General features: G+C 63.9%; 23 protein-coding genes and 1 pseudogene. 20 read left to right on the plus strand and 4 right to left on the minus strand.

The features are described from left to right. Positions 1-233: 233 nt before the first annotated feature. Together I9P22_RS08880 and I9P22_RS08885 are read right to left on the minus strand one after the other, a co-directional pair. Positions 234-1,121 carry an AbiU2 domain-containing protein gene (locus I9P22_RS08880; protein ID WP_199259163.1) on the minus strand — a complete coding sequence of 296 codons (888 nt, stop codon included), beginning with the start codon at positions 1,119-1,121 and terminating at the stop codon, positions 234-236. 282 nt (positions 1,122-1,403) lie between these two features. Further along, positions 1,404-2,825 (minus strand): IS1182 family transposase, encoded by a 1,422-nt coding sequence (locus I9P22_RS08885; protein WP_199259164.1) that lies wholly within the window; start codon positions 2,823-2,825, stop codon positions 1,404-1,406. A 204-nt stretch (positions 2,826-3,029) separates the two neighbouring features. Between I9P22_RS08885 and I9P22_RS08890 the strand changes: the two genes are divergently transcribed. The 19 genes and pseudogenes from I9P22_RS08890 to I9P22_RS08980 all read left to right on the plus strand — a co-directional run bounded on the left by I9P22_RS08890 (position 3,030) and on the right by I9P22_RS08980 (position 16,364). Further along, complete coding sequence (locus I9P22_RS08890) at positions 3,030-3,401, plus strand: ArsR/SmtB family transcription factor (RefSeq protein WP_199259165.1); 372 nt, start codon at positions 3,030-3,032, stop codon at positions 3,399-3,401. Continuing rightward, positions 3,394-3,921 carry an arsenate reductase ArsC gene (locus I9P22_RS08895; protein ID WP_199259166.1) on the plus strand — a complete coding sequence of 176 codons (528 nt, stop codon included), beginning with the start codon at positions 3,394-3,396 and terminating at the stop codon, positions 3,919-3,921. Before I9P22_RS08890 ends, I9P22_RS08895 begins: the two co-directional genes overlap by 8 nt. Positions 3,922-3,929: 8 nt before the next feature. Beyond that, positions 3,930-4,355 carry an arsenate reductase (glutaredoxin) gene (arsC, locus tag I9P22_RS08900; protein WP_199259167.1) on the plus strand — a complete coding sequence of 142 codons (426 nt, stop codon included), beginning with the start codon at positions 3,930-3,932 and terminating at the stop codon, positions 4,353-4,355. A 9-nt stretch (positions 4,356-4,364) separates the two neighbouring features. Then, positions 4,365-5,420 carry an ACR3 family arsenite efflux transporter gene (arsB, locus tag I9P22_RS08905; RefSeq protein WP_199259168.1) on the plus strand — a complete coding sequence of 352 codons (1,056 nt, stop codon included), beginning with the start codon at positions 4,365-4,367 and terminating at the stop codon, positions 5,418-5,420. Continuing rightward, on the plus strand, positions 5,420-6,136 hold the full coding sequence (gene arsH / locus I9P22_RS08910; RefSeq protein ID WP_199259169.1) for an arsenical resistance protein ArsH: 717 nt from the start codon (positions 5,420-5,422) through the stop codon (positions 6,134-6,136). The genes arsB and arsH overlap by 1 nt, the downstream gene beginning before the upstream one ends. 66 nt (positions 6,137-6,202) lie before the next feature. Next, positions 6,203-7,402: a chromate efflux transporter gene (gene chrA / locus I9P22_RS08915; protein ID WP_199259170.1), complete on the plus strand. Its 1,200-nt coding sequence runs from the start codon at positions 6,203-6,205 to the stop codon at positions 7,400-7,402. 234 nt (positions 7,403-7,636) lie between these two features. Next, positions 7,637-8,596 carry an ArdC family protein gene (locus I9P22_RS08920; protein WP_120443154.1) on the plus strand — a complete coding sequence of 320 codons (960 nt, stop codon included), beginning with the start codon at positions 7,637-7,639 and terminating at the stop codon, positions 8,594-8,596. Continuing rightward, a complete protein-coding gene (locus tag I9P22_RS08925; RefSeq protein ID WP_039194750.1) occupies positions 8,593-8,988 on the plus strand; it encodes a DUF2958 domain-containing protein in 396 nt (131 codons plus the stop codon). The genes I9P22_RS08920 and I9P22_RS08925 overlap by 4 nt, the downstream gene beginning before the upstream one ends. Before the next feature lie 123 nt (positions 8,989-9,111). Beyond that, positions 9,112-11,262, plus strand: a complete 2,151-nt coding sequence (locus tag I9P22_RS08930) for a ParB/RepB/Spo0J family partition protein (RefSeq protein WP_039194752.1) — start codon at positions 9,112-9,114, stop codon at positions 11,260-11,262. Positions 11,263-11,360: 98 nt separating this feature from the next. Then, on the plus strand, positions 11,361-11,837 hold the full coding sequence (locus tag I9P22_RS08935; protein WP_199259171.1) for a hypothetical protein: 477 nt from the start codon (positions 11,361-11,363) through the stop codon (positions 11,835-11,837). A gap of 71 nt (positions 11,838-11,908) precedes the next feature. Further along, positions 11,909-12,175, plus strand: coding sequence for a DUF6117 family protein (locus I9P22_RS08940; protein WP_012092596.1), 267 nt, complete (start codon positions 11,909-11,911; stop codon positions 12,173-12,175). Next, a complete protein-coding gene (locus I9P22_RS08945; RefSeq protein WP_233253295.1) occupies positions 12,175-12,468 on the plus strand; it encodes a hypothetical protein in 294 nt (97 codons plus the stop codon). Before I9P22_RS08940 ends, I9P22_RS08945 begins: the two co-directional genes overlap by 1 nt. Before the next feature lie 424 nt (positions 12,469-12,892). Beyond that, a complete protein-coding gene (locus tag I9P22_RS08950) occupies positions 12,893-13,057 on the plus strand; it encodes a hypothetical protein (RefSeq protein ID WP_166507195.1) in 165 nt (54 codons plus the stop codon). 210 nt (positions 13,058-13,267) lie between these two features. Further along, on the plus strand, positions 13,268-13,756 hold the full coding sequence (locus I9P22_RS08955; RefSeq protein WP_012092608.1) for a DUF6878 family protein: 489 nt from the start codon (positions 13,268-13,270) through the stop codon (positions 13,754-13,756). 10 nt (positions 13,757-13,766) lie between these two features. Further along, complete coding sequence (locus I9P22_RS08960; RefSeq protein WP_149766085.1) at positions 13,767-14,147, plus strand: DUF6915 family protein; 381 nt, start codon at positions 13,767-13,769, stop codon at positions 14,145-14,147. Positions 14,148-14,186: 39 nt separating this feature from the next. After that, entirely contained in the window at positions 14,187-14,555 is a 369-nt protein-coding gene (locus tag I9P22_RS08965) for a thermonuclease family protein (protein WP_012092610.1), read from the plus strand. Between the two features lie 131 nt (positions 14,556-14,686). Further along, positions 14,687-15,244, plus strand: coding sequence for a hypothetical protein (locus I9P22_RS08970; protein WP_039194755.1), 558 nt, complete (start codon positions 14,687-14,689; stop codon positions 15,242-15,244). Positions 15,245-15,310: 66 nt separating this feature from the next. Then, a complete protein-coding gene (locus I9P22_RS08975; RefSeq protein ID WP_101753481.1) occupies positions 15,311-15,727 on the plus strand; it encodes a hypothetical protein in 417 nt (138 codons plus the stop codon). Beyond that, positions 15,720-16,364, plus strand: a pseudogene (locus I9P22_RS08980) (antitoxin of toxin-antitoxin stability system). The gene I9P22_RS08975 and the pseudogene I9P22_RS08980 overlap by 8 nt, the downstream one beginning before the upstream one ends. Positions 16,365-16,381: 17 nt before the next feature. On the opposite strand, the gene I9P22_RS08985 reads toward I9P22_RS08980, so the two are convergent. Both I9P22_RS08985 and I9P22_RS08990 read right to left on the minus strand, forming a co-directional pair. Beyond that, positions 16,382-16,765, minus strand: a complete 384-nt coding sequence (locus I9P22_RS08985; RefSeq protein ID WP_199259172.1) for a type II toxin-antitoxin system VapC family toxin — start codon at positions 16,763-16,765, stop codon at positions 16,382-16,384. Then, a complete protein-coding gene (locus tag I9P22_RS08990; protein WP_028034381.1) occupies positions 16,762-17,019 on the minus strand; it encodes a type II toxin-antitoxin system Phd/YefM family antitoxin in 258 nt (85 codons plus the stop codon). Before I9P22_RS08990 ends, I9P22_RS08985 begins: the two co-directional genes overlap by 4 nt. Before the next feature lie 160 nt (positions 17,020-17,179). Between I9P22_RS08990 and I9P22_RS08995 the strand changes: the two genes are divergently transcribed. Beyond that, a complete protein-coding gene (locus I9P22_RS08995; RefSeq protein WP_199259173.1) occupies positions 17,180-17,602 on the plus strand; it encodes an antirestriction protein in 423 nt (140 codons plus the stop codon). Positions 17,603-17,748: the final 146 nt, after the last annotated feature.

Here is a 17,748-nt window from a genome sequence, read left to right on the forward strand (position 1 = left end):
CCCTCGCAGCCGTCAACGCCATGATTTATATGCGAAATATCACGATTACGACAGCGAAATCAGCGACTTACTTGGAGAATGTGGGGTCGGGCAGCGCGAGGCGGCTGCGGCCGAGAAGCAGGGGCCGGTGGCCGGCGGCATCAGGGTGAAGGCGCGGGATTTCCGGTAAAGCCGGTGGCTTTGACAGAAGGCGGTATCGGTTCGAACCAAGGAATCGGCTTGCCTCTCGGGGATCACAGATCTTCTGGCCCGATCGACCATTCTGCGATTTCTCTATCGATCAATCGCCATTGTTCTGCAAGGTCGGCAAGGTCGGCGGTGTCTACAACAGGATGATCGAGGCCCTCGAATTGGTCACCGAGATATGTGGCGAGGCCCGCACCGCCTTCGTTGGCGAACCACACTCCGACCAGATCCGCGATTTCCTTCAACTGCCTGAGAGTCTTTTCAGCATCGCGAATGTCGAAATCACCAAGCTCCCTGTCCTGCCGACTTTGCTTGTTCCCGGCATGAGCAACATGCGAGTTAACGTGCTCGGCAATTCGATCAAGGCGGGCAAGCCGAGTTTCGATCTTCTCGAAGACCGTGTCCGAGATCAGATTGCTCGGGTTACGCTCTGACGCAGAAACGCCGCTCAAAACATCGAAATGCCGATGCGCGGCCTCACTTTTCATGAGCTCTGGATCGCCCCACACCGGACGCCCCTTCGCGGCGACGAGGTGGTCATGTTGTTCTTGATGCAGGCGATCGAGATCGTATTGCGCGTCAAGCACTTTCTCGACGTAGATTCTCCTGGTCAACCAGTTTTGGCTCGCTTTCACGTCGTTGACGACAGATCGGATCGAGTAAACTCCCTTGGGGCCTTTTATCGGGGCCTTATCGAGAAGTCGGCGAGTGCCGAGAAGCAGGCTTGACCAGTATCCCTCGGAAACGAGATTGAACATCATCTGGTTAAGCGGGGGTCTCGAGCCTCTCTTCTCATTTGCAAGACGGACGATCCGAACCGTCGTGCGAAAGGCGGCGTAGTTCCAGAGCAGATCCTGAATGGCTCTGTGGATGCCCGTTGTCTCGTCGCGAAAAGCATCCCGCCACGCGGCGATGTGCTGGTCATGCTGCGTCATTAGTTTTCCAAGCCTGAGCGCCAAACTCACCTCATCATACCGGGAGACGCCAACACCGGCGACGGCTATTCGCTTCTGATTCTTCCTTCGCGCGGGCTCGTTTTATTGTTCCCGCGAATAAACGCGCATCTTGCCGTGGGCCTGAAGGGGGAAGGCCTTCCCCCCTGGCCGGCACTATCGTTGCCGGCGCACCCCCTTCAGCGGGGAGACCCCCAGGCTGTGCAGAAACTCAGCGAGGACTCGATGCGGCCGCGATGACGCAAACCGAATAGAGCCGGGTTCTCAGTTCCGCGACATCAGCGCTCCGGTCCCGAAGGCGTTTGAAGCGCGGATAATATTGAATGCCAGGACCGAGAGGGCAGCTTCGGCTTTCACCCGCCGCAAACCGCGGGTCAGGAAGCGGCCTCCGCCAGACATTCGCTTGATGGTGCCGAAGGGATGCTCCACCGTGCAGCGCCTGATCGTCATGAGATCAGGGTTCTCGTGGACCCGACGCTCCATCCGATCGAGCGCACCCTGATCCACGAGCCTGTGAATGGTGCGCTGATATCCTGGCGTACACTGCGGTTTAATCTGGCAGGTCTGGCACGCGGGCGTTCTATAACGGATCGCCCGATTTCGGGTGTGTTTGCCCTTCGGATGCATCGTTTCACCAGCAGGACAGCGGATCGTGTCGGTTTGCTCGTCATGGACGAATTGCACAGGGCGGAAGTATTGTGCGCTCATGGCGCCGCGCTTGATTGGGGCCGCCACTCGTATACCGTCTTGCTCGCAGCGAGCGACCTCCTGCGCATTCGAGTAGCCTCCATCCGCGAGCACTTCGAGCTGATCGACGTCGAGCACTTCTTTTGCCGCGATCGCCATTGGATGCAGCAACTGGCTGTCGTTGGCTTCGTTGGCGACATCGTTGTGAATTATCAAGCCGCTTTCGATATCGACGACACTCTGGAGATTATAGGCTGGGAACTTTGGCGCCCGGCCATACCCCATTGGTCGTGCATCTGGCTCTCCGAAGACCACGACGTTGGTGTCATGCTCAGAAAGCTCGGTCTGCCGCTTTTCCAAGCGCTGCTTGCGGCGTTCGAGGGACGCAATCGCGCTGGCAAAAGCCGCGCGATTGACCGTCTGATCGCGTGCGTCCGCCGGATGTTGATCCGCGATGTTGAGACGGTCGAGATAGTAGGCGATTTCTGTTTCGGTATGAGCGATGTCGCGTGCCAGACGATCCGCTCCTGCGATATTCTTCGCGCTGGCTACTGCCCGCATCTTGGTTCCGTCCAGTGCCACCTTGCCGGGAGTGACGAGGCCGTTCTCGCGACAGAAGCTGATGAATGCGGCGCCCGTGCCGGTGATCGCTTCGGGGCTGTCCTGCCGGAACGCTGCAATGGTCCGATAATCCGGGGTCATTCGCCGCATCAGCCAGATGGCCTCCAGGTCGCGCTGGCAGGCGCGCTCCAATTGTCGCGATGAACGCAACTGGTTCAGGTAGCCCCAGATGTAGAGCCGCAGCATGTCGCCGGGGTGATAACCAGGTCGTCCTGTCGGGGCAGAGACGGTGCGCTCGAAGCCGAGCGCCGTGAGATCGAGGGTTTCGACGAAGGCATCAATGACGCGGACGAGAGAGTCCTGCGACACGTAATCTTCAACACAGGCGGGCAGCAGTAACGGCTGGCTCCGGTCATATCCCTCAATAAAGCGTCCCATCGTGCCCCGTCCCGCAAATAATTAAGTGTACCATCCGCAGGTGAATAACCCCAGTAAATGCTTGGCAATACGAGCAATATCTACTGAGCGCGCTTGGGCTTCCCGTCCTCACTGTTCGGCGGCGCTGTCCAGCTACCCGACCAGGCGGAAACTTCGGATCGTCCCTGCCTAGACTCTCGCCAATATGTCGATTAGTCTCGACATATGGAATCAGATAATGCCATCCTCGCTTTCGCCGCGCTCGCGCAACCGACCCGACTCGACGTGTTCCGTCTATTGATGGAGCATGAGCCGGACGGGTTGCCCGCAGGCGAGATCGCCCGCAGGTTAGATGTCCCCCACAATACGATGTCCACACATCTGGCGACGCTTACGCGCGCCAGCCTGATCGAGGCGGAGCGGCACAGCCGGTCGATCATCTATCGGGCCAGGCTCGAAGCCGTGCGCGCGCTCGCCAGCTTTCTCGTCAAGGATTGCTGCGGCGGCCGCCCCGAAATCTGCGCGCCGCTGATCGCCGATTTTTCACCTTGCTGTCCACCACAAACCCTCGCCGCCAAGGAGGCCATCCATGACTGACCGCATCTTCAACGTTCTGTTCCTCTGCACCGGTAATTCCGCGCGCTCGATTCTCGCGGAAAGCATCTTGAACAAGGATGGCAATGGTCGTTTTCGCGCCTTCTCTGCCGGGTCGCAGCCCAAGGGGACGGTCAATCCCTTCGCGCTGAAGGTATTGCGGAGCTTCGACTATCCTTCTGAAGGTTTCCGCTCGAAAAGCTGGGAGGAGTTTGCGGGGCCGGATGCGCCAGTCATGGATTTCGTGTTCACCGTCTGCGACAACGCCGCCGGCGAAGCCTGCCCGGTCTGGCCCGGCCAGCCCATGACGGCTCATTGGGGCATCGAAGACCCGGCGGCCGTCGACGGGCCGGACATTCAAAAGGAAGCAGCCTTCGTTGCGGCCTTCCGCTACATGAAGAACCGCATCTCCGCCTTCACGTCCCTGCCGGTTGCCAGTCTCGACAAGGCGTCGCTGCGCACGAAACTGACCGAAATCGGCCAATCCGAAGGCGCATCGTCTCCTCGTAACAGCGCAGCGTGAGGCAGGCCATGGACGTCATCATCTATCATAACCCCGATTGCGGCACCTCGCGCAACACGCTGGCGATGATCCGCAATGCGGGCATCGAGCCGCATGTCATCGAATATCTGAAGACGCCGCCGTCGCGGGAGATGCTGACTCAGCTTATCGCGCGCATGGGCATATCGGTGCGAGCGCTGCTGCGCGAGAAAGGCACGCCCTATGCGGAACTTGGCCTCGGCGACGCGGCGCTGAGTGACGCGCAACTGCTCGACGCCATGATGGCGCATCCCATCCTGATCAATCGGCCCATCGTCATCAGCCCGAAAGGCGTTCGGCTCTGCCGACCGTCCGAGGACGTGCTCGATCTGTTGCCGCCGCAGCGCGGCGAGTTCGTCAAGGAAGATGGCGAGCGGGTGATCGACGAACACGGCCGGCGTGTGGCTACGGCCTGAGGGAATTGCATGTCCACCTTTGAACGCTACCTCACCCTGTGGGTCGCGCTGTGCATAGTCGTCGGCATCGCGCTTGGCCATTTTCTGCCGGGCGCATTTCAGGCCATCGGCGCGATGGAAATTGCTAGGGTCAACTTGCCCGTCGCCGTGCTGATCTGGCTGATGGTTATCCCCATGCTGCTGAAAATCGACTTTGCCGCATTGGGCGAGGTCGGCCGCCACTGGCGCGGCATCGGCGTGACGCTGTTAATCAACTGGGCCGTGAAGCCGTTCTCGATGGCGCTGCTGGGATGGCTGTTCATCGGCTGGCTGTTCCGGCCCTATCTGCCGGCGGACCAGATCGACAGCTACATTGCCGGCCTCATCATCCTTGCCGCAGCGCCATGCACGGCCATGGTGTTCGTGTGGTCGAACCTGACCAGGGGCGAGCCGCATTTCACCTTGAGCCAGGTCGCGCTTAACGACGCCATCATGGTCGTCGCCTTCGCGCCGATTGTCGGCCTGTTGCTGGGCCTGTCGGCCATCACCGTACCATGGGGCACGCTGGTCCTGTCGGTGGTCCTCTACATCGTCATTCCCGTCATCATCGCGCAGATCGTCCGTCGCCGGATGCTGGCGAGGGGCGGACAGCCTGCACTCGACAGGCTTCTTGCGAAGCTCGGCCCGGCATCCCTCGTTGCCCTGCTGGCGACGCTGGTTCTGCTGTTCGGCTTTCAGGGTGAGCAGATCATCGCGCAGCCCGCAATCATCGGCCTGCTGGCCGTGCCGATCCTGATTCAGGTCTATTTCAACTCCGGTCTTGCCTATCTGCTCAACCGCATGGCCGGCGAGCAGCATTGCGTGGCCGGCCCCTCGGCGCTGATCGGTGCGTCGAATTTCTTCGAACTGGCGGTTGCTGCCGCCATCAGCCTGTTCGGCTTCCACTCAGGCGCGGCGCTCGCGACCGTTGTCGGGGTGCTGATCGAAGTGCCGGTGATGCTCTCGGTCGTCTGGATCGTGAACCGCTCCAAAGGCTGGTATGAGCGTGGCGGCAAGGTGTCCGAACTCGCGAAAGAGCAGCGTTGATGCCGGACGATCTTCCCAATCTTGATGCCGGCTGCGTTGATACTCCCAGCCTTGGTCGGCTGCGCGTAACCGACCCCTCTACCCATCCGCCGCGTATCCTGCTGCTTTATGGCTCGCTCCGCGAGCGATCCTACAGCCGTTTCCTGACATTCGAGGCCGAGCGTCTGCTGAAACATTTCGGGGCGGAAACACGCATCTTCAATCCGTCCGGCCTACCGCTGCCGGACGGCGCTCCCGTCGATCATCCCAAGGTACAGGAGCTTCGCGAACTCTCGCTCTGGTCGGAAGGTCAGGTCTGGACCAGCCCGGAGCGTCACGGTGCGATGAGCGCGGTGATGAAGGCGCAGATCGACTGGATTCCCCTTTCGGTCGGCGCGGTAAGGCCAACGCAGGGCCGGACACTCGCGGTGATGCAGGTCTCCGGCGGCTCGCAGAGCTTCAACGCCGTCAACCAGATGCGTGTGCTCGGCCGCTGGATGCGCATGGTGACGATCCCCAACCAGTCCTCCGTCGCCAAGGCCTTTCAGGAGTTCGACGACGCGGGCCGGATGAAACCGTCCTCCTATTATGATCGAGTGGTCGACGTAATGGAGGAACTGATGAAGTTTACGCTTCTGACGCGCGACGTCTCACCCTACCTGACCGACCGCTATTCCGAGCGCAAGGAGAGCGGCGAGGCCCTGATGCAGCGGGTCAATCTGACGGCTGCAACCTGAGAATCTATCCCGCGCCGATCGCACGTCATCGCTCGCAAGAATGCCCCAACCAACGAGGTCCCCTGAATGGATCATAGCCCGCAACAGTCGCAAGGAAGCGTCTCCGAGGTATTCCGCGCATTCCTGAAGCTGGGGCTCACCTCCTTCGGTGGACCGATCGCACATCTGGGCTATTTCCGGGACGAGCTGGTGACGCGGCGAAAATGGCTGAGCGAAAGCGCCTATGCCGATCTGGTGGCGCTATGCCAGTTCCTGCCCGGTCCGGCCTCAAGCCAGGTTGGCTTTGCGCTTGGTTTGACGCGAGCGGGATGGCTCGGCGCGCTTGCGGCTTTCCTCGCCTTCACGCTGCCATCGGCTCTGGTCCTTCTCGCGCTCGCCATGACGGCTACGCGGCTGGAAAGCCCGCTTGCGCTCGGCGTCCTGCATGGTCTGAAGATCGTGGCCGTCGCCATTGTGGCGCAAGCTGTGTGGGGCATGGCGAAAAACCTCTGCCCCGATAAGGAGCGCGCTACGATCGCGGTCGTCGCCGTGCTTCTGCTTGCCTTGGCGCCGGGCGCCATTGGAATGACGGCCGCCATACTCCTTGGCGCAATCGCCGGGCTGGTTCTCAACAAGGGACAGGTCGGGGTCGGCGACCATCTTCCGGTCCCGGTTTCACGGACAGCCGGACTGACGGCCTTTGCGCTGTTCGCTGCCTTGCTGATCGGTCTCCCGCTCCTCGCCGGACAGGCGCAGGGATGGGCGCTGGCCGATAGCTTCTACCGCGCCGGCTCGTTGGTTTTCGGCGGCGGGCATGTGGTGCTGCCGCTTTTGCAGGCCGAAACCGTCACGCCGGGATGGGTGTCGGATGACGCCTTTCTCGCGGGCTATGGCGCGGCGCAGGCAGTGCCGGGGCCACTGTTCACCTTCGCGGCCTGGCTCGGGGCGATCATGGGACCGCAGCCGAACGGCGTAGCCGGTGCCGCAATCGCTCTTGCCGCACTTTTCCTGCCGGGCTTCCTGATCCTGATTGGGGCGCTGCCCTTCTGGGATCAGCTGCGCCGCACGACATGGGCGCAGTCGGCCATGCAGGGCGCCAATGCTGCGGTCGTCGGCATTCTCGGAGCGGCCCTCTATACACCGGTCTTCACCAGCGCGATCGGCAGCATGCCGGACTTCACACTGGCCTTGATTTGTTTCGTGGCGCTGATCGCCTGGAAAGCTCCGCCATGGGTTGTCGTATTGTTGGCGGCCGTGGGCGGAGTTGCCCTTGGCTTGGTGACGTAAGGCGGTTTCGAAAAACTATCGGGCTCACTCTGTCAAACCCGAGGTAGCACGAAGCTGAATTGAGTCGCGCCGCGCCACCGCTAGCAGGCAAGATCCAAGCCCAGCGACATCAGAGCGAGTTTCTGCACAGCCTGCCCCGCAACGCCCCCTGAGAGGGAGAGTGCGGACGGGTTTTCCGTGACGGGTTGAGGGCTGGAGGAGTGGCCTCCGGCGCCCGTCGCGGAGATCATCCCGATGGCCAGAAAGGACCGCGCTCGCCCAGGCGGCGCCCGCAGCAATCTCTATGACGACATCACCGACAAGATCATCGCCGAGCTGGAGGAAGGGCGGCTGCCCTGGGTCCAGCCCTGGGGGACGGCGGCGGCGAAGGCGCCGCTCGCCATGCCGAGGAATGCCGCGACCGCGCGGCAATATTCCGGGATCAATGTCCTCATCCTCTGGGGCGCAGTGGTCCAGCACGGCTATCCGACCCAGCATTGGCTCACCTTCCGGCAAGCACTCTCGCTGGGCGGAAATGTCCGCAAGGGCGAGCGCGGCACCACCGTCGTCTATGCCGACCGCTTCACGCCGGAGGACGAGAAGCGCCGCGCCCAGGAGTCGGGCGAAGAAGCCAGCAGCATTCCGTTCCTGAAGCGCTTCACCGTGTTCAACGCGGCGCAATGCGAGGGCCTGCCCGAGGACATCGCCTTCGAGGCCCCGCCACCGCCGCCCGGCATGATCGAGCCGAAGGTCGAGGCGCTGATCGAGGCGACCGGGATCGATTTCCGCATCGGCGGGGATCGCGCCTTCTATGTTCCGGCGCTCGACTACGTGCAGGTGCCGCCTCCGGCCGCCTATTTCGAGCCGATCAACTGGCACAGGACGGCGCTCCACGAGATGGGGCATGCCACAGGCCATGCCTCGCGCTTGGGGCGGGATTTTTCGGGCAGCTTCGGCACGAAGAAATACGCCTTCGAGGAGCTGGTCGCCGAGATGAACGCGGCCTTCTGCTGCGCCTCGCTCGGCATCGTGCCGACCGTGCGCCACGCCGACTACATCGGCTCCTGGCTGGAGGTGCTGCGCGAGGATAACCGCGCCATCGTCCGCGCCGCTTCGCAGGCGAGCAAGGCGGCCGACTGGCTGCTGTCGCATCTGCCCGACGAGGACGGCGCTGAATCGGTTGCGGCCTCGACCGAGCGGAGGGTGGCGGCATGATCCTCCTGACCCGTACCCAGCGTGCGCAGCTCCTCGCCAATGGCCGGCAGCGCGGCGCCGATCACGTCCCCGTCGTCAAATTCTTCAATCCCTTCGGCGCGGGCGTCTGGCTCGCCACCGAGCTGGATCAGGGCGGCGACATCATGTTCGGCCTGGCCGATATCGGCTACCCCGAACTCGGCTCGTGGAGCCTGGAAGAGCTGCGTGGGGTCCGGTTGCCCTTCGGCATGGGGATCGAGCGGGATCTGCTCTTCACCGGGGATTTCCCGATCTCGGTCTGGGCGGAGGCTGCGTGGGAAACCGGCAGCATCCAGGCGGCGGAACGAGCCCTCTACCGCGCCGGTGCGGCATTCACCCGCACATCCACAGATACGGAAAGCCGGGAATCCTGATTTCCGGTTGCCGGCTTTGTGGCCTGGCGTCGCACTCTTCAGAGGAAGAGGGCGGCGCTTCGCTTCGTGACGGGTTGGAGGTCGAGAGAGTGGCTCCCGGCCGCCCGTCGCGGAGAAATCACCATGGCCAAAGCTGCCAGGAAGAAGCCCGTCGCCCCGATGATCGTCTTTTCACGGGCGCGCGACATTCCGTTCAACCGGATCAGGCTGTCGGACAGCAATGTTCGCGAGGCTGACGTCGAGGCGGGTCTGGACGAACTTACCCATGACATCGACCGGCGCGAGGATCTCGTGCAGGGCCTCAACGTTCGCGCCATCCTCGACGCGGACGGCGTTGAGACCGGCGATTTCGAGACCCCGGCCGGCGGCCGCCGCTACAGGTCCATCGCGCGCCTCGTCGAAGCCGGTCGCTTCCCGGCCGATGGCCTCGTCCCCTGCATCGTCAAGAAGGCCGATGCCAAGACCTCGGCAGTCGACGACTCGCTGGCCGAGAACCTGCTGCGCCTCGCCCTGCATCCGCTCGACCAGTTCAAGGCGTTCAAGCGGATGTTCGACATGGGCATGTCGAAGGAGGAGATCGCCGACGCCTGGCGGACCACGCCGCGCTACATCATGCAGCGCCTTCGTCTCGCGACGGTCGCGCCGGCGCTGCACGACGCCTATGCGCGGAATGAGATGACGCTGGCGATGCTGGAAGCCTTCACCGTCAATCCCGACCACGAGCGCCAGCAGCAGGTCTGGGAGCGGATCAGCACGTCGTGGCAGAAAGAGCCCTGGCACATCCGCAGCCTGCTGACCGAGACCACGGTTCCGGCTGCCGACAAGCGCGCCCGCTTCATCGGCATCGACGCCTATGAGGCGGCGGGCGGCCCGGTGCTGCGCGATCTCTTCTCCGACGAGAACGGCGGTTGGTTGCAGGACGTCACGCTGCTCGACCGCCTGGTTGACGAGAAGCTGCGCACTGTCGCCGACGAGATCGCCGGACAGGGCTGGAAGTGGATCGACGCGGCAGTCGAACTTCCCTACGGCTACGCCAACGGCCTGCGCAGGCTGGTCGGTGTGACCCAGGAGCTGACCGACGAGGAGCGCACCGCCCGCGAGGCGCTGCGCGACGAGTATGACGAACTCGAAGCGCAGTATGCAGAAGCCGACGACCTGCCCGATGAGATCGACCAGCGGCTCGGGGAGATCGAAGCCGAGTTGGAAGGCTTCGAGAACCGGCCCGTCACCTTCGCGCCGGAAGACATCGCCCGTGCCGGTGTTTTCGTCAGCATCGACCGCGATGGCGAGTTGATCGTCAGTCCCGGTTATGTCCGCCCCGAGGACGAACAACCCGAGAGCGTCGATGGTGAGGATGCGGGCGAAGGTGCCGACCCGTCCGATCCCGATGCGGTGCAGCGCGCGGTTATCACCGTCGGCGGCGAGCCGGTCCCGGACGGCGATGAAGAGGAGGACGATGCCGTCAAGCCGCTGCCCGAGCGGCTGGTGACCGACCTGACCGCCTGGCGGACGCTGGCGTTGCGCAATGCGCTTGCCGAGAATCCGCGCGTCGCCATGACGGCGCTGCTGCACAAGCTGGTTCTCGATACTTTCGAGCGCACCGCCACCTCGGGAACCAGCCTCTATGCCGCCGTGCGTCACATCTATCTTCCCACGGATGCGACCGGGCTCGCTGACAGCGCCGCCGCGAAGATGATCGACGAGCGCGCGGACGCCTGGCGGGGCGACATCCCCGCTGGCGATGACGACCGGCTCTGGGACTGGATCGACGGTCTCGACGATGCCAGCCGCCTGGCGCTGCTCGCCCATTGCGTCAGTTTCGGGGTCAACGCGCTTTACGAGCGGCCCAACCCCTATTCGGGGAATGGCATCTCGCAGCACGGTCTCGACCGCCGCATGGCCGAGGCCGAACGGCTGGCACAGGCCACCGGCCTCGATCTCGTCGAAGCGGGCTGGAGGCCCACGGTCGAGAACTACCTGGGTCGCGTGACCAAGACCCGCATCATCGAGGCGGTGCGCGAGGGCGCCGGCGATCGCGCGGCCGATCTCATCGCGCATCTCAAGAAGGGCGATATGGCGAAGGAGGCCGAACGGCTCCTGGCCGATACCGGCTGGCTGCCGGAGCCGCTGCGCCCCGCCATCGAGGCGCAGGCCGTGGATGGCGCGACCGATCAGGACGAGGACAGCGTGGCGCTGCCCGACTTCCTCGCCGGTGGCCATGAGGACACGGCCGAGGCCGCCGACGATCCAGAGGCCCTCGTCGCCGCCGAGTGACGCGCAGCAGCGGGGCGGCCTCCGCCGCCCCGCATTCCATCCCTTCCATCTGAAGGCCCGGCATCTCGCCGGGCCGCTTTCGTTTCAGGAGCAAGATCATGTCCGCTTCCCTCATTTTCGACATTGCGCCTCTCGGCTCGCTCGTGGCCTATAGCGACGGCCAGCCGAAACCGCCCGCACGTTTCACCAAGAAGCTCGCCGCGTGGAAATCCCGCAACGGGGCCGGTCGCCTCGTGCGCAAGGAACCGGGCCGCGAGCGCCCGACCTACACGACGCCGCCGTCCTTCACCCTGCATGAGGGTGATTTCGGCGAAGGCGGCATCATTCTTATCACCGTCATGCGCAGCTACGGCATCGACAGCGATCTGAGCTTCCGGGTGATCGAACGCCCGAAGATCGGTCAAGTCCGCGTTGTGCAGGATGTCGGAGAGAACGTCGAATTGCTGCACCTCGCGGAGAACCACGAGGCGGCCGAACTCTGGCTAGCCAGGAACGGCTACACCCGCGCGCGCCTCGAGGAGATCACCGCCGACGAGGCAGGCGCCGACGCCGTCGAGGGTCGAGCTGCCGCGTGACGTTCGCCGATCCCGTTCATCCGGCCCGCTTGTCCCGTAACGGCGGGCCTTCTTCGTTTCAGGAGAACACAATGGCCATTCCCGATCCCGTTCGAACGAACTTCGACACTCTGCTTCGTGCTGCCGATGACGGCAATCTCGCCCTTATGGAATGCCTCGACGCCGCGACCCGTGAGACACGCTATGTCCTGTGCGCGGTCGGCCGCGACGGGGGTGATTACGTCTTCACGCCGTTCGGCCATCTCGCAAGCGGCAACCCCTATGACGCCTATCTGCCGCCGGATCCCGACGATCCTGCCGGCTTTGTCGAGAAGGCCGAAGATGGGGGCGCATCATGATGACGGTCGATGAAATCTTCGCCGATGACCGCCGCAATCCGCCATCGGAGCGCTCGCTTCCCTGGGAGGAAACCCGCAACGGCGTCACCGTCATCGTGGAACCGAAACCGCATTGGGCCGAGGACATGCGCGCCTTCCGGCTCGATGCCCGCGAATACTGCCGCTATGCCGACTGGACGGCCCATGGCGCCCGGACGCGCTTTTTCGGTCATATCGACACCTCCGGCGACGATGTGATGATGAAGGCCCGCGCCATGATCGCCCGCGAAATCGCCGATGGGTTCTGGGACTGACCGGCCCTGAAAGCCGAACCTTGCACACGGGGCTATCGGGTATCGCTGCACAAGCAGCGATGGATCGAGTTCGAGCTTCACCATTGCGGCAACTCCTTGGTGTTGTGGGGGCAACGGGTTCCGTCCCCGGCCTGAAACACACCCTGAATATCCGCCGGCAACGAGGCTGGCGCAGCAAAGCATCTGCGACGGGTTTCCGGCACCGGCTCGACGCAAAGCACCATCCCCCGCTTCCATTCGCTAACCTTGGTCCGACCGTCTCTTTGCATTCAACCCTGGTGGGGTCGGCTTACGCGCGCGTGCCGCCCTCGGGGATTCGGAAAGAATCCGAACGCCCGAGGGTGATTGCAGATCCGGTCAGACACTTCGGGCGCCTGTCGCGCGGGGGATGGTCCCCCGCCTCCAAAGACAGGAGCCGGAACCCATGTCCTACGCAGATGCCACCGCTTTCGCCGCCAGCCTCGCCACCACGCTGATGGTCGTGATCGTCGTGTTCCAGGCCGGGGACGGCACCCACGGCGCCATGCCCGCCGACGAGTTCGACGGCGACGAAGAGATGGTGAAGCTCGAACTCGATCCCTTCGGCTGAGGCGCGAAAGCGCCTCCGCCCGACGGCCCGGCCCGCGTCAGGCGCAGCCGGGCCTTGTGCCATGCGCAGGCTGCGCATCGCCAGCGGCGGTGCCGAGGCCTCGCCTCGGCTGTGGAAAGGGAGAGTTGGGCCGGGATCGGGGCGAGCCTGGCGGAAGGAGAGGAGAGCGCCGCCGGGCCATATCATCCCGCTCTCCTGGAGGATCATCCAATGACCGATACCGACAAACCAGCCACGCCGGAATTCGACATGGCCGCCAGCGTCGCGCGCTTCTTCGCCGAGCGCGATGAGCGCAACCGTCGCGCTGAAGCGGTCCGTCCCGACAACAAGACGGCGCTGTTCGATGCGCTGGCCGCCGCAGGCATCACTCTCGTGACCGTCACCTTCGACGGTTCTGGCGACAGCGGCCAGATCGAGGACATCACCGCGCAATCGGACGACCGGACCGTGGACCTGCCGCAGGGCGAGATCACCATTGCCACGGTGGCATGGGGAACCGACAAGGTGACCGCAATCTCAATGGGCGTTGAGGCGGCCATCGAACAGCTCGCCTATGACTTCCTCTCGGAAACCCATGGCGGCTGGGAGAACAATGATGGCGCCTATGGCGAGTTCAGCTTCGATGTGGCGGCGCGCACCATCACGCTCGACTACAACGAGCGCTACACCGCCACCGAATTCTACAGTCACGAGTTCTGAGGGGGCGGAAATGGCACATCCCTATCATCATGCGCTCTCGTCGGTGAAGAAATGGGGCGGCACGGTCGAGGATTACTTGCCCATCCATAGCTGGTTCGATGCCAGCAAGGAGATCCTGGCCGATTTTCGTCATCGCGCGCTTCGCCACCATGCCGAGGGTATCTTCATGGCCGAGAGCATTTTCGGGGCGACGATCACCCTGTCCACCGGCAGGGTGATCCCGACCCGATGGGTCGGGGAGCAGCATGTCCGCGAGGATCTGGGCCGTATCCCGTCCTTCGCCGATTGGGCGCGGGCAATCCACCCGGCGCCTTGGATGGGGCGGACGCAGCGGATCGAGGCGGAGGTCGATCCGCATTGCGTCAATGGCCGACTTCAGGAAGAAGTCTGAGCAGTCGCGTCAGCCTCCCCCTTATGAAAGCCTCTTGCCATGCTCAGCCATATCGTCATCTCCGTCCTGCTCTGCACGGCTTCCTGCGAACCGGCGGAAATCCGCGTCTGGGACGGTGACTCGATCCGGCTGGGTATGGGACAGCAGTCCGAAGCTGTTCGGATATTCAACATCGACGCTCCCGAAATGGAGGGCCGCTGCATCCATGAAACCGACCTTGCCCGGCAAGCGAAGATCAGGCTGGCGGAAATCCTGCAAGGTCGGCGGGTCGAAATCCTGCGTCAGGGGACCGACCGCTATGGCCGGACCCTGGCGGCGATACGCGTCGAAGGCCGCGATGTCGGCGATATTCTCGTCGATGAAGGGCTGGCGAGAACCTGGGCCGGGCGGCGTGAGCCCTGGTGCTGATCGCCGGATCGTCCCGCCGAGGTGCGGGACGATCCACCGTCGGGACGGGAAAGTAAGAGTGCGGGCCGGTTGGCCGTGACGGATTGTGAGGCGGGAGAGGGGCTTCCGCCGTCCGTCGCGGAGCATTCCCCATGAGCCTTTCCCACCACACCACTTTCGCCTCGATCGGCGAAATTGTCGCGCGACAGATCCTGCCCCGGCTGCGTCATGCCCAGAAGCTGCCGCTGCGCATCTCCTGCATCGGTATCGCCAGCGATGACGAAAGCGATGACGTCGGCGGCTTCGACCGCACGCTCGTCATCGGCCAGTGCCAATCCCCCGAAGAGGCGCTGATCATCGCCAGCCAGCGCGTTGCGCGCGGTGATTTCCGCGTTGGACAGGGCGATGCGCTGCGCTTTCGCCCCCGCGTCATGGTCATTCAGGACAACGAACTGGGCCTTGTCCTTGCCGGTGAGGTCCGGGCCGGGATCGTGCTCTGGCAGCATCCGGTCGCCTCCGACGCCGAGGCTCGCCGCACCGTCACGGAGGCCAGCCGTCTGCGGGGCATGGCCTTCACGGCATCCGGGCGCGGCGATGCGGTATCGGCTCGTGATCTCCGCCACCGCGCCAGCCTGCTCGAGGCGCGGCTGGTCGATCCCTTCTGGCGCGAGACGACTGCCGATCTGCTGCGGCTGCCACAAGCTGCCTGACCTGTCGCCCCTTTCCATCCACTAGGCCCGGCCCCGCGCCGGGCCTTCTCGTTTCAGGAGCCTGACATGGCCGACTACTTCACCCATTTCTCCTGCCTGCTCGACGTGGGCAGCCCCGAGAACGCCGCCCGCGCGCTTGATCTCTACAACGCGCTGGCGCACGAAAACGCCGCCGAAGATCCGCCCTCGGACGGCTTCATGCTTTCGATCCAGCCCGAACATGGCGGCACCCAGCTCTGGATGCGCGATGACGGCACCGGCGATCCCGAGCATGTCATCCAGTTCGTCAAACGCTGTGCCGCCGCGTTCGGCCTGACCGGGCTATGGGGGATGCAATACGCCAATACCTGCTCACGTCCGAGAATCGACGGGTTCGGGGGCGGCGCGCATGTCCTCGACCTCGCCACCGGCGAGACGGTGGACTGGATCTACACCGACGGTTGGCTTTCCACCGTTCTGGACGGAGGCGACGCTCATGCCTGACGTCATCGAAACCACGGTCTATCGGCTCGACGAGCTTTCCGAAGCCGCGAAAGGCAAGGCCCGCGCCTGGTATCGCGAGGGCGGCTTCGACTACGATTGGTACGATGCCGTCTATGAGGATTTCCGGCGGATCGCGGACATCCTCGGCATCCGCATCAAGACCCGCACCGTCCGCCTCATGGGCGGCGGCGTGCGACAAGAGCCTTGCATCTGGTTTACGGGCTTCTGGTCGCAGGGCGATGGCGCCGCGTTCGAAGGCCACTATTCCTATCGCAAAGGCACGGCGGCGGAAATCCGTGCCTATGCGCCGAAGGATGCGGAGCTGCACCGCATCGCGGATGCCCTACATCAGGCGCAACGCCGCAACTTCTACTAGTTGACGGCCGAGACGACCCATCGGGGGCGATACTATCACGAATACTGCATGGCGATCTCGGTCACCCGCGACAGCCCGACAGGGCAGGGCATGACCGCCGATGCCGAGGAGACCGTCATCGAGGCATTGCGCGATCTCGCGCGTTGGCTCTATCGCCAGCTTGAGCGCGAATACGACTACCTGACTTCGGATGAGGCGGTCGATGAGGCCATCGTTGCCAACGAATACAGCTTCACAGTTGATGGAAAGCGCTTCGGCTGAAACCCTTCTGCGCTGCCTCACAGAACCGACAGCAGGTCCGTCCGTGAGAAGTCGTCGCCGACGAAGAGCAACGGGCAGCCGCGTTCGCTGGCGACCTCATAGGCGAAGCAATCCCCGTAGTTGAGTCCGGCGGGATGAACGCCCTTGCCCCAGCGGGCATAGGCTTCGGCGATCCTGCGTGCCGAGGCTTCAGTGACGGAGACCACCTCGAACCCAAGGCCCTCGACCAGGGCGGCGATCTCTTCACCGACATTGCGCCGCCCGGCGACGATCAGCGACTCGGCCACTGTTCCGGCCGAGATCAGCAGGCCGTCTGCCGCCTCGATCGCCACCATGCAGGTCTCGGCCTGCGGCTCGTCCAGCACGATGGCCATCAGCGCCGAGGTATCGACGGCGATCATGCCGGCATCCCGTCATCCCCGTAGAGGAAATCCTGGCTGCGCGCGGCAGCCGCGCCGGGCAATGCCTTGCCCCGCGCCGTGGCCCGGACCCGCTCCATCAGCGCGCGCCGGCCTTTCGGGGTCGCCACCACGGCAACCGGCACGAGGCGGGCGACCTCGTGGCCCCGCCGCGTCAGGATCACCTCGTCGCCGGCTTCGGCCCGCTTCACCAGTTCGGTGAGCTGCCCCTTCGCCTCGGTGACAGAAACCCTCATCGCACATCGCTCCAGATGTTCTCCGCTATCCTGCCAAGATGGTCCATAGAATGGTCCATTTCAAGCCCCCAGAGCGAGAGGAGGGCCGGGAGAGGGTGCCTCCGGACGGGTTGAGAGAGGGTCGTCCGGCTGCCGTCCCTTTCCCTCCAGGAGACCGATCATGGCTTTGCCCGAACTTGCTTCTCAATCCGCAACCCGTGTCCCCGACGCGCGCCGCATGGAGGTCCTGCCGCGCCTTTTCGGCCGGCGCCTGCTCATCATCGGCGAGCATGCCGTCTTCCGATTCATGGAGATCCTCAGCCCCGCCGATTACGGCGGCGGGCTCTGGGATTTCTACGAACGCGCCGGCCAGCCGCTCTATCTCGCGCCGACATCAAAGCCCCGTTACCTCCTGTTCTGCGAAGGCAACGGTTTCGAGGGCGAGGTCTCATGCGATGCGGCTGGGATCATCGCCACGCTCTTCGCCTTCTCGCATCTTTCCTTCCGCTACGATGACGACGAACTCGCCGAGGGCTATGGCCGTCTCTACGAACATGCCGCCAATCACCCGGAGGCGGCGGCGATCTTCCAGGCCATCGACTGAAACCCACAAGCGCCCAGCCTGACGGTCGGGCGCTTGTTTCATGCCTGCTTTCGCCACGGCTTCAGAGCGAGAGATGGGCCGGAAGGGGTTTGAGCCGGTGCGGTCGAGAGAGAGCGCTGCCCGGCTTGATCCTGACTTGCTCTCCC

The sequence above is a fragment of the Paracoccus binzhouensis genome (assembly GCF_016446475.1).
Classification (GTDB): domain Bacteria; phylum Pseudomonadota; class Alphaproteobacteria; order Rhodobacterales; family Rhodobacteraceae; genus Paracoccus; species Paracoccus binzhouensis.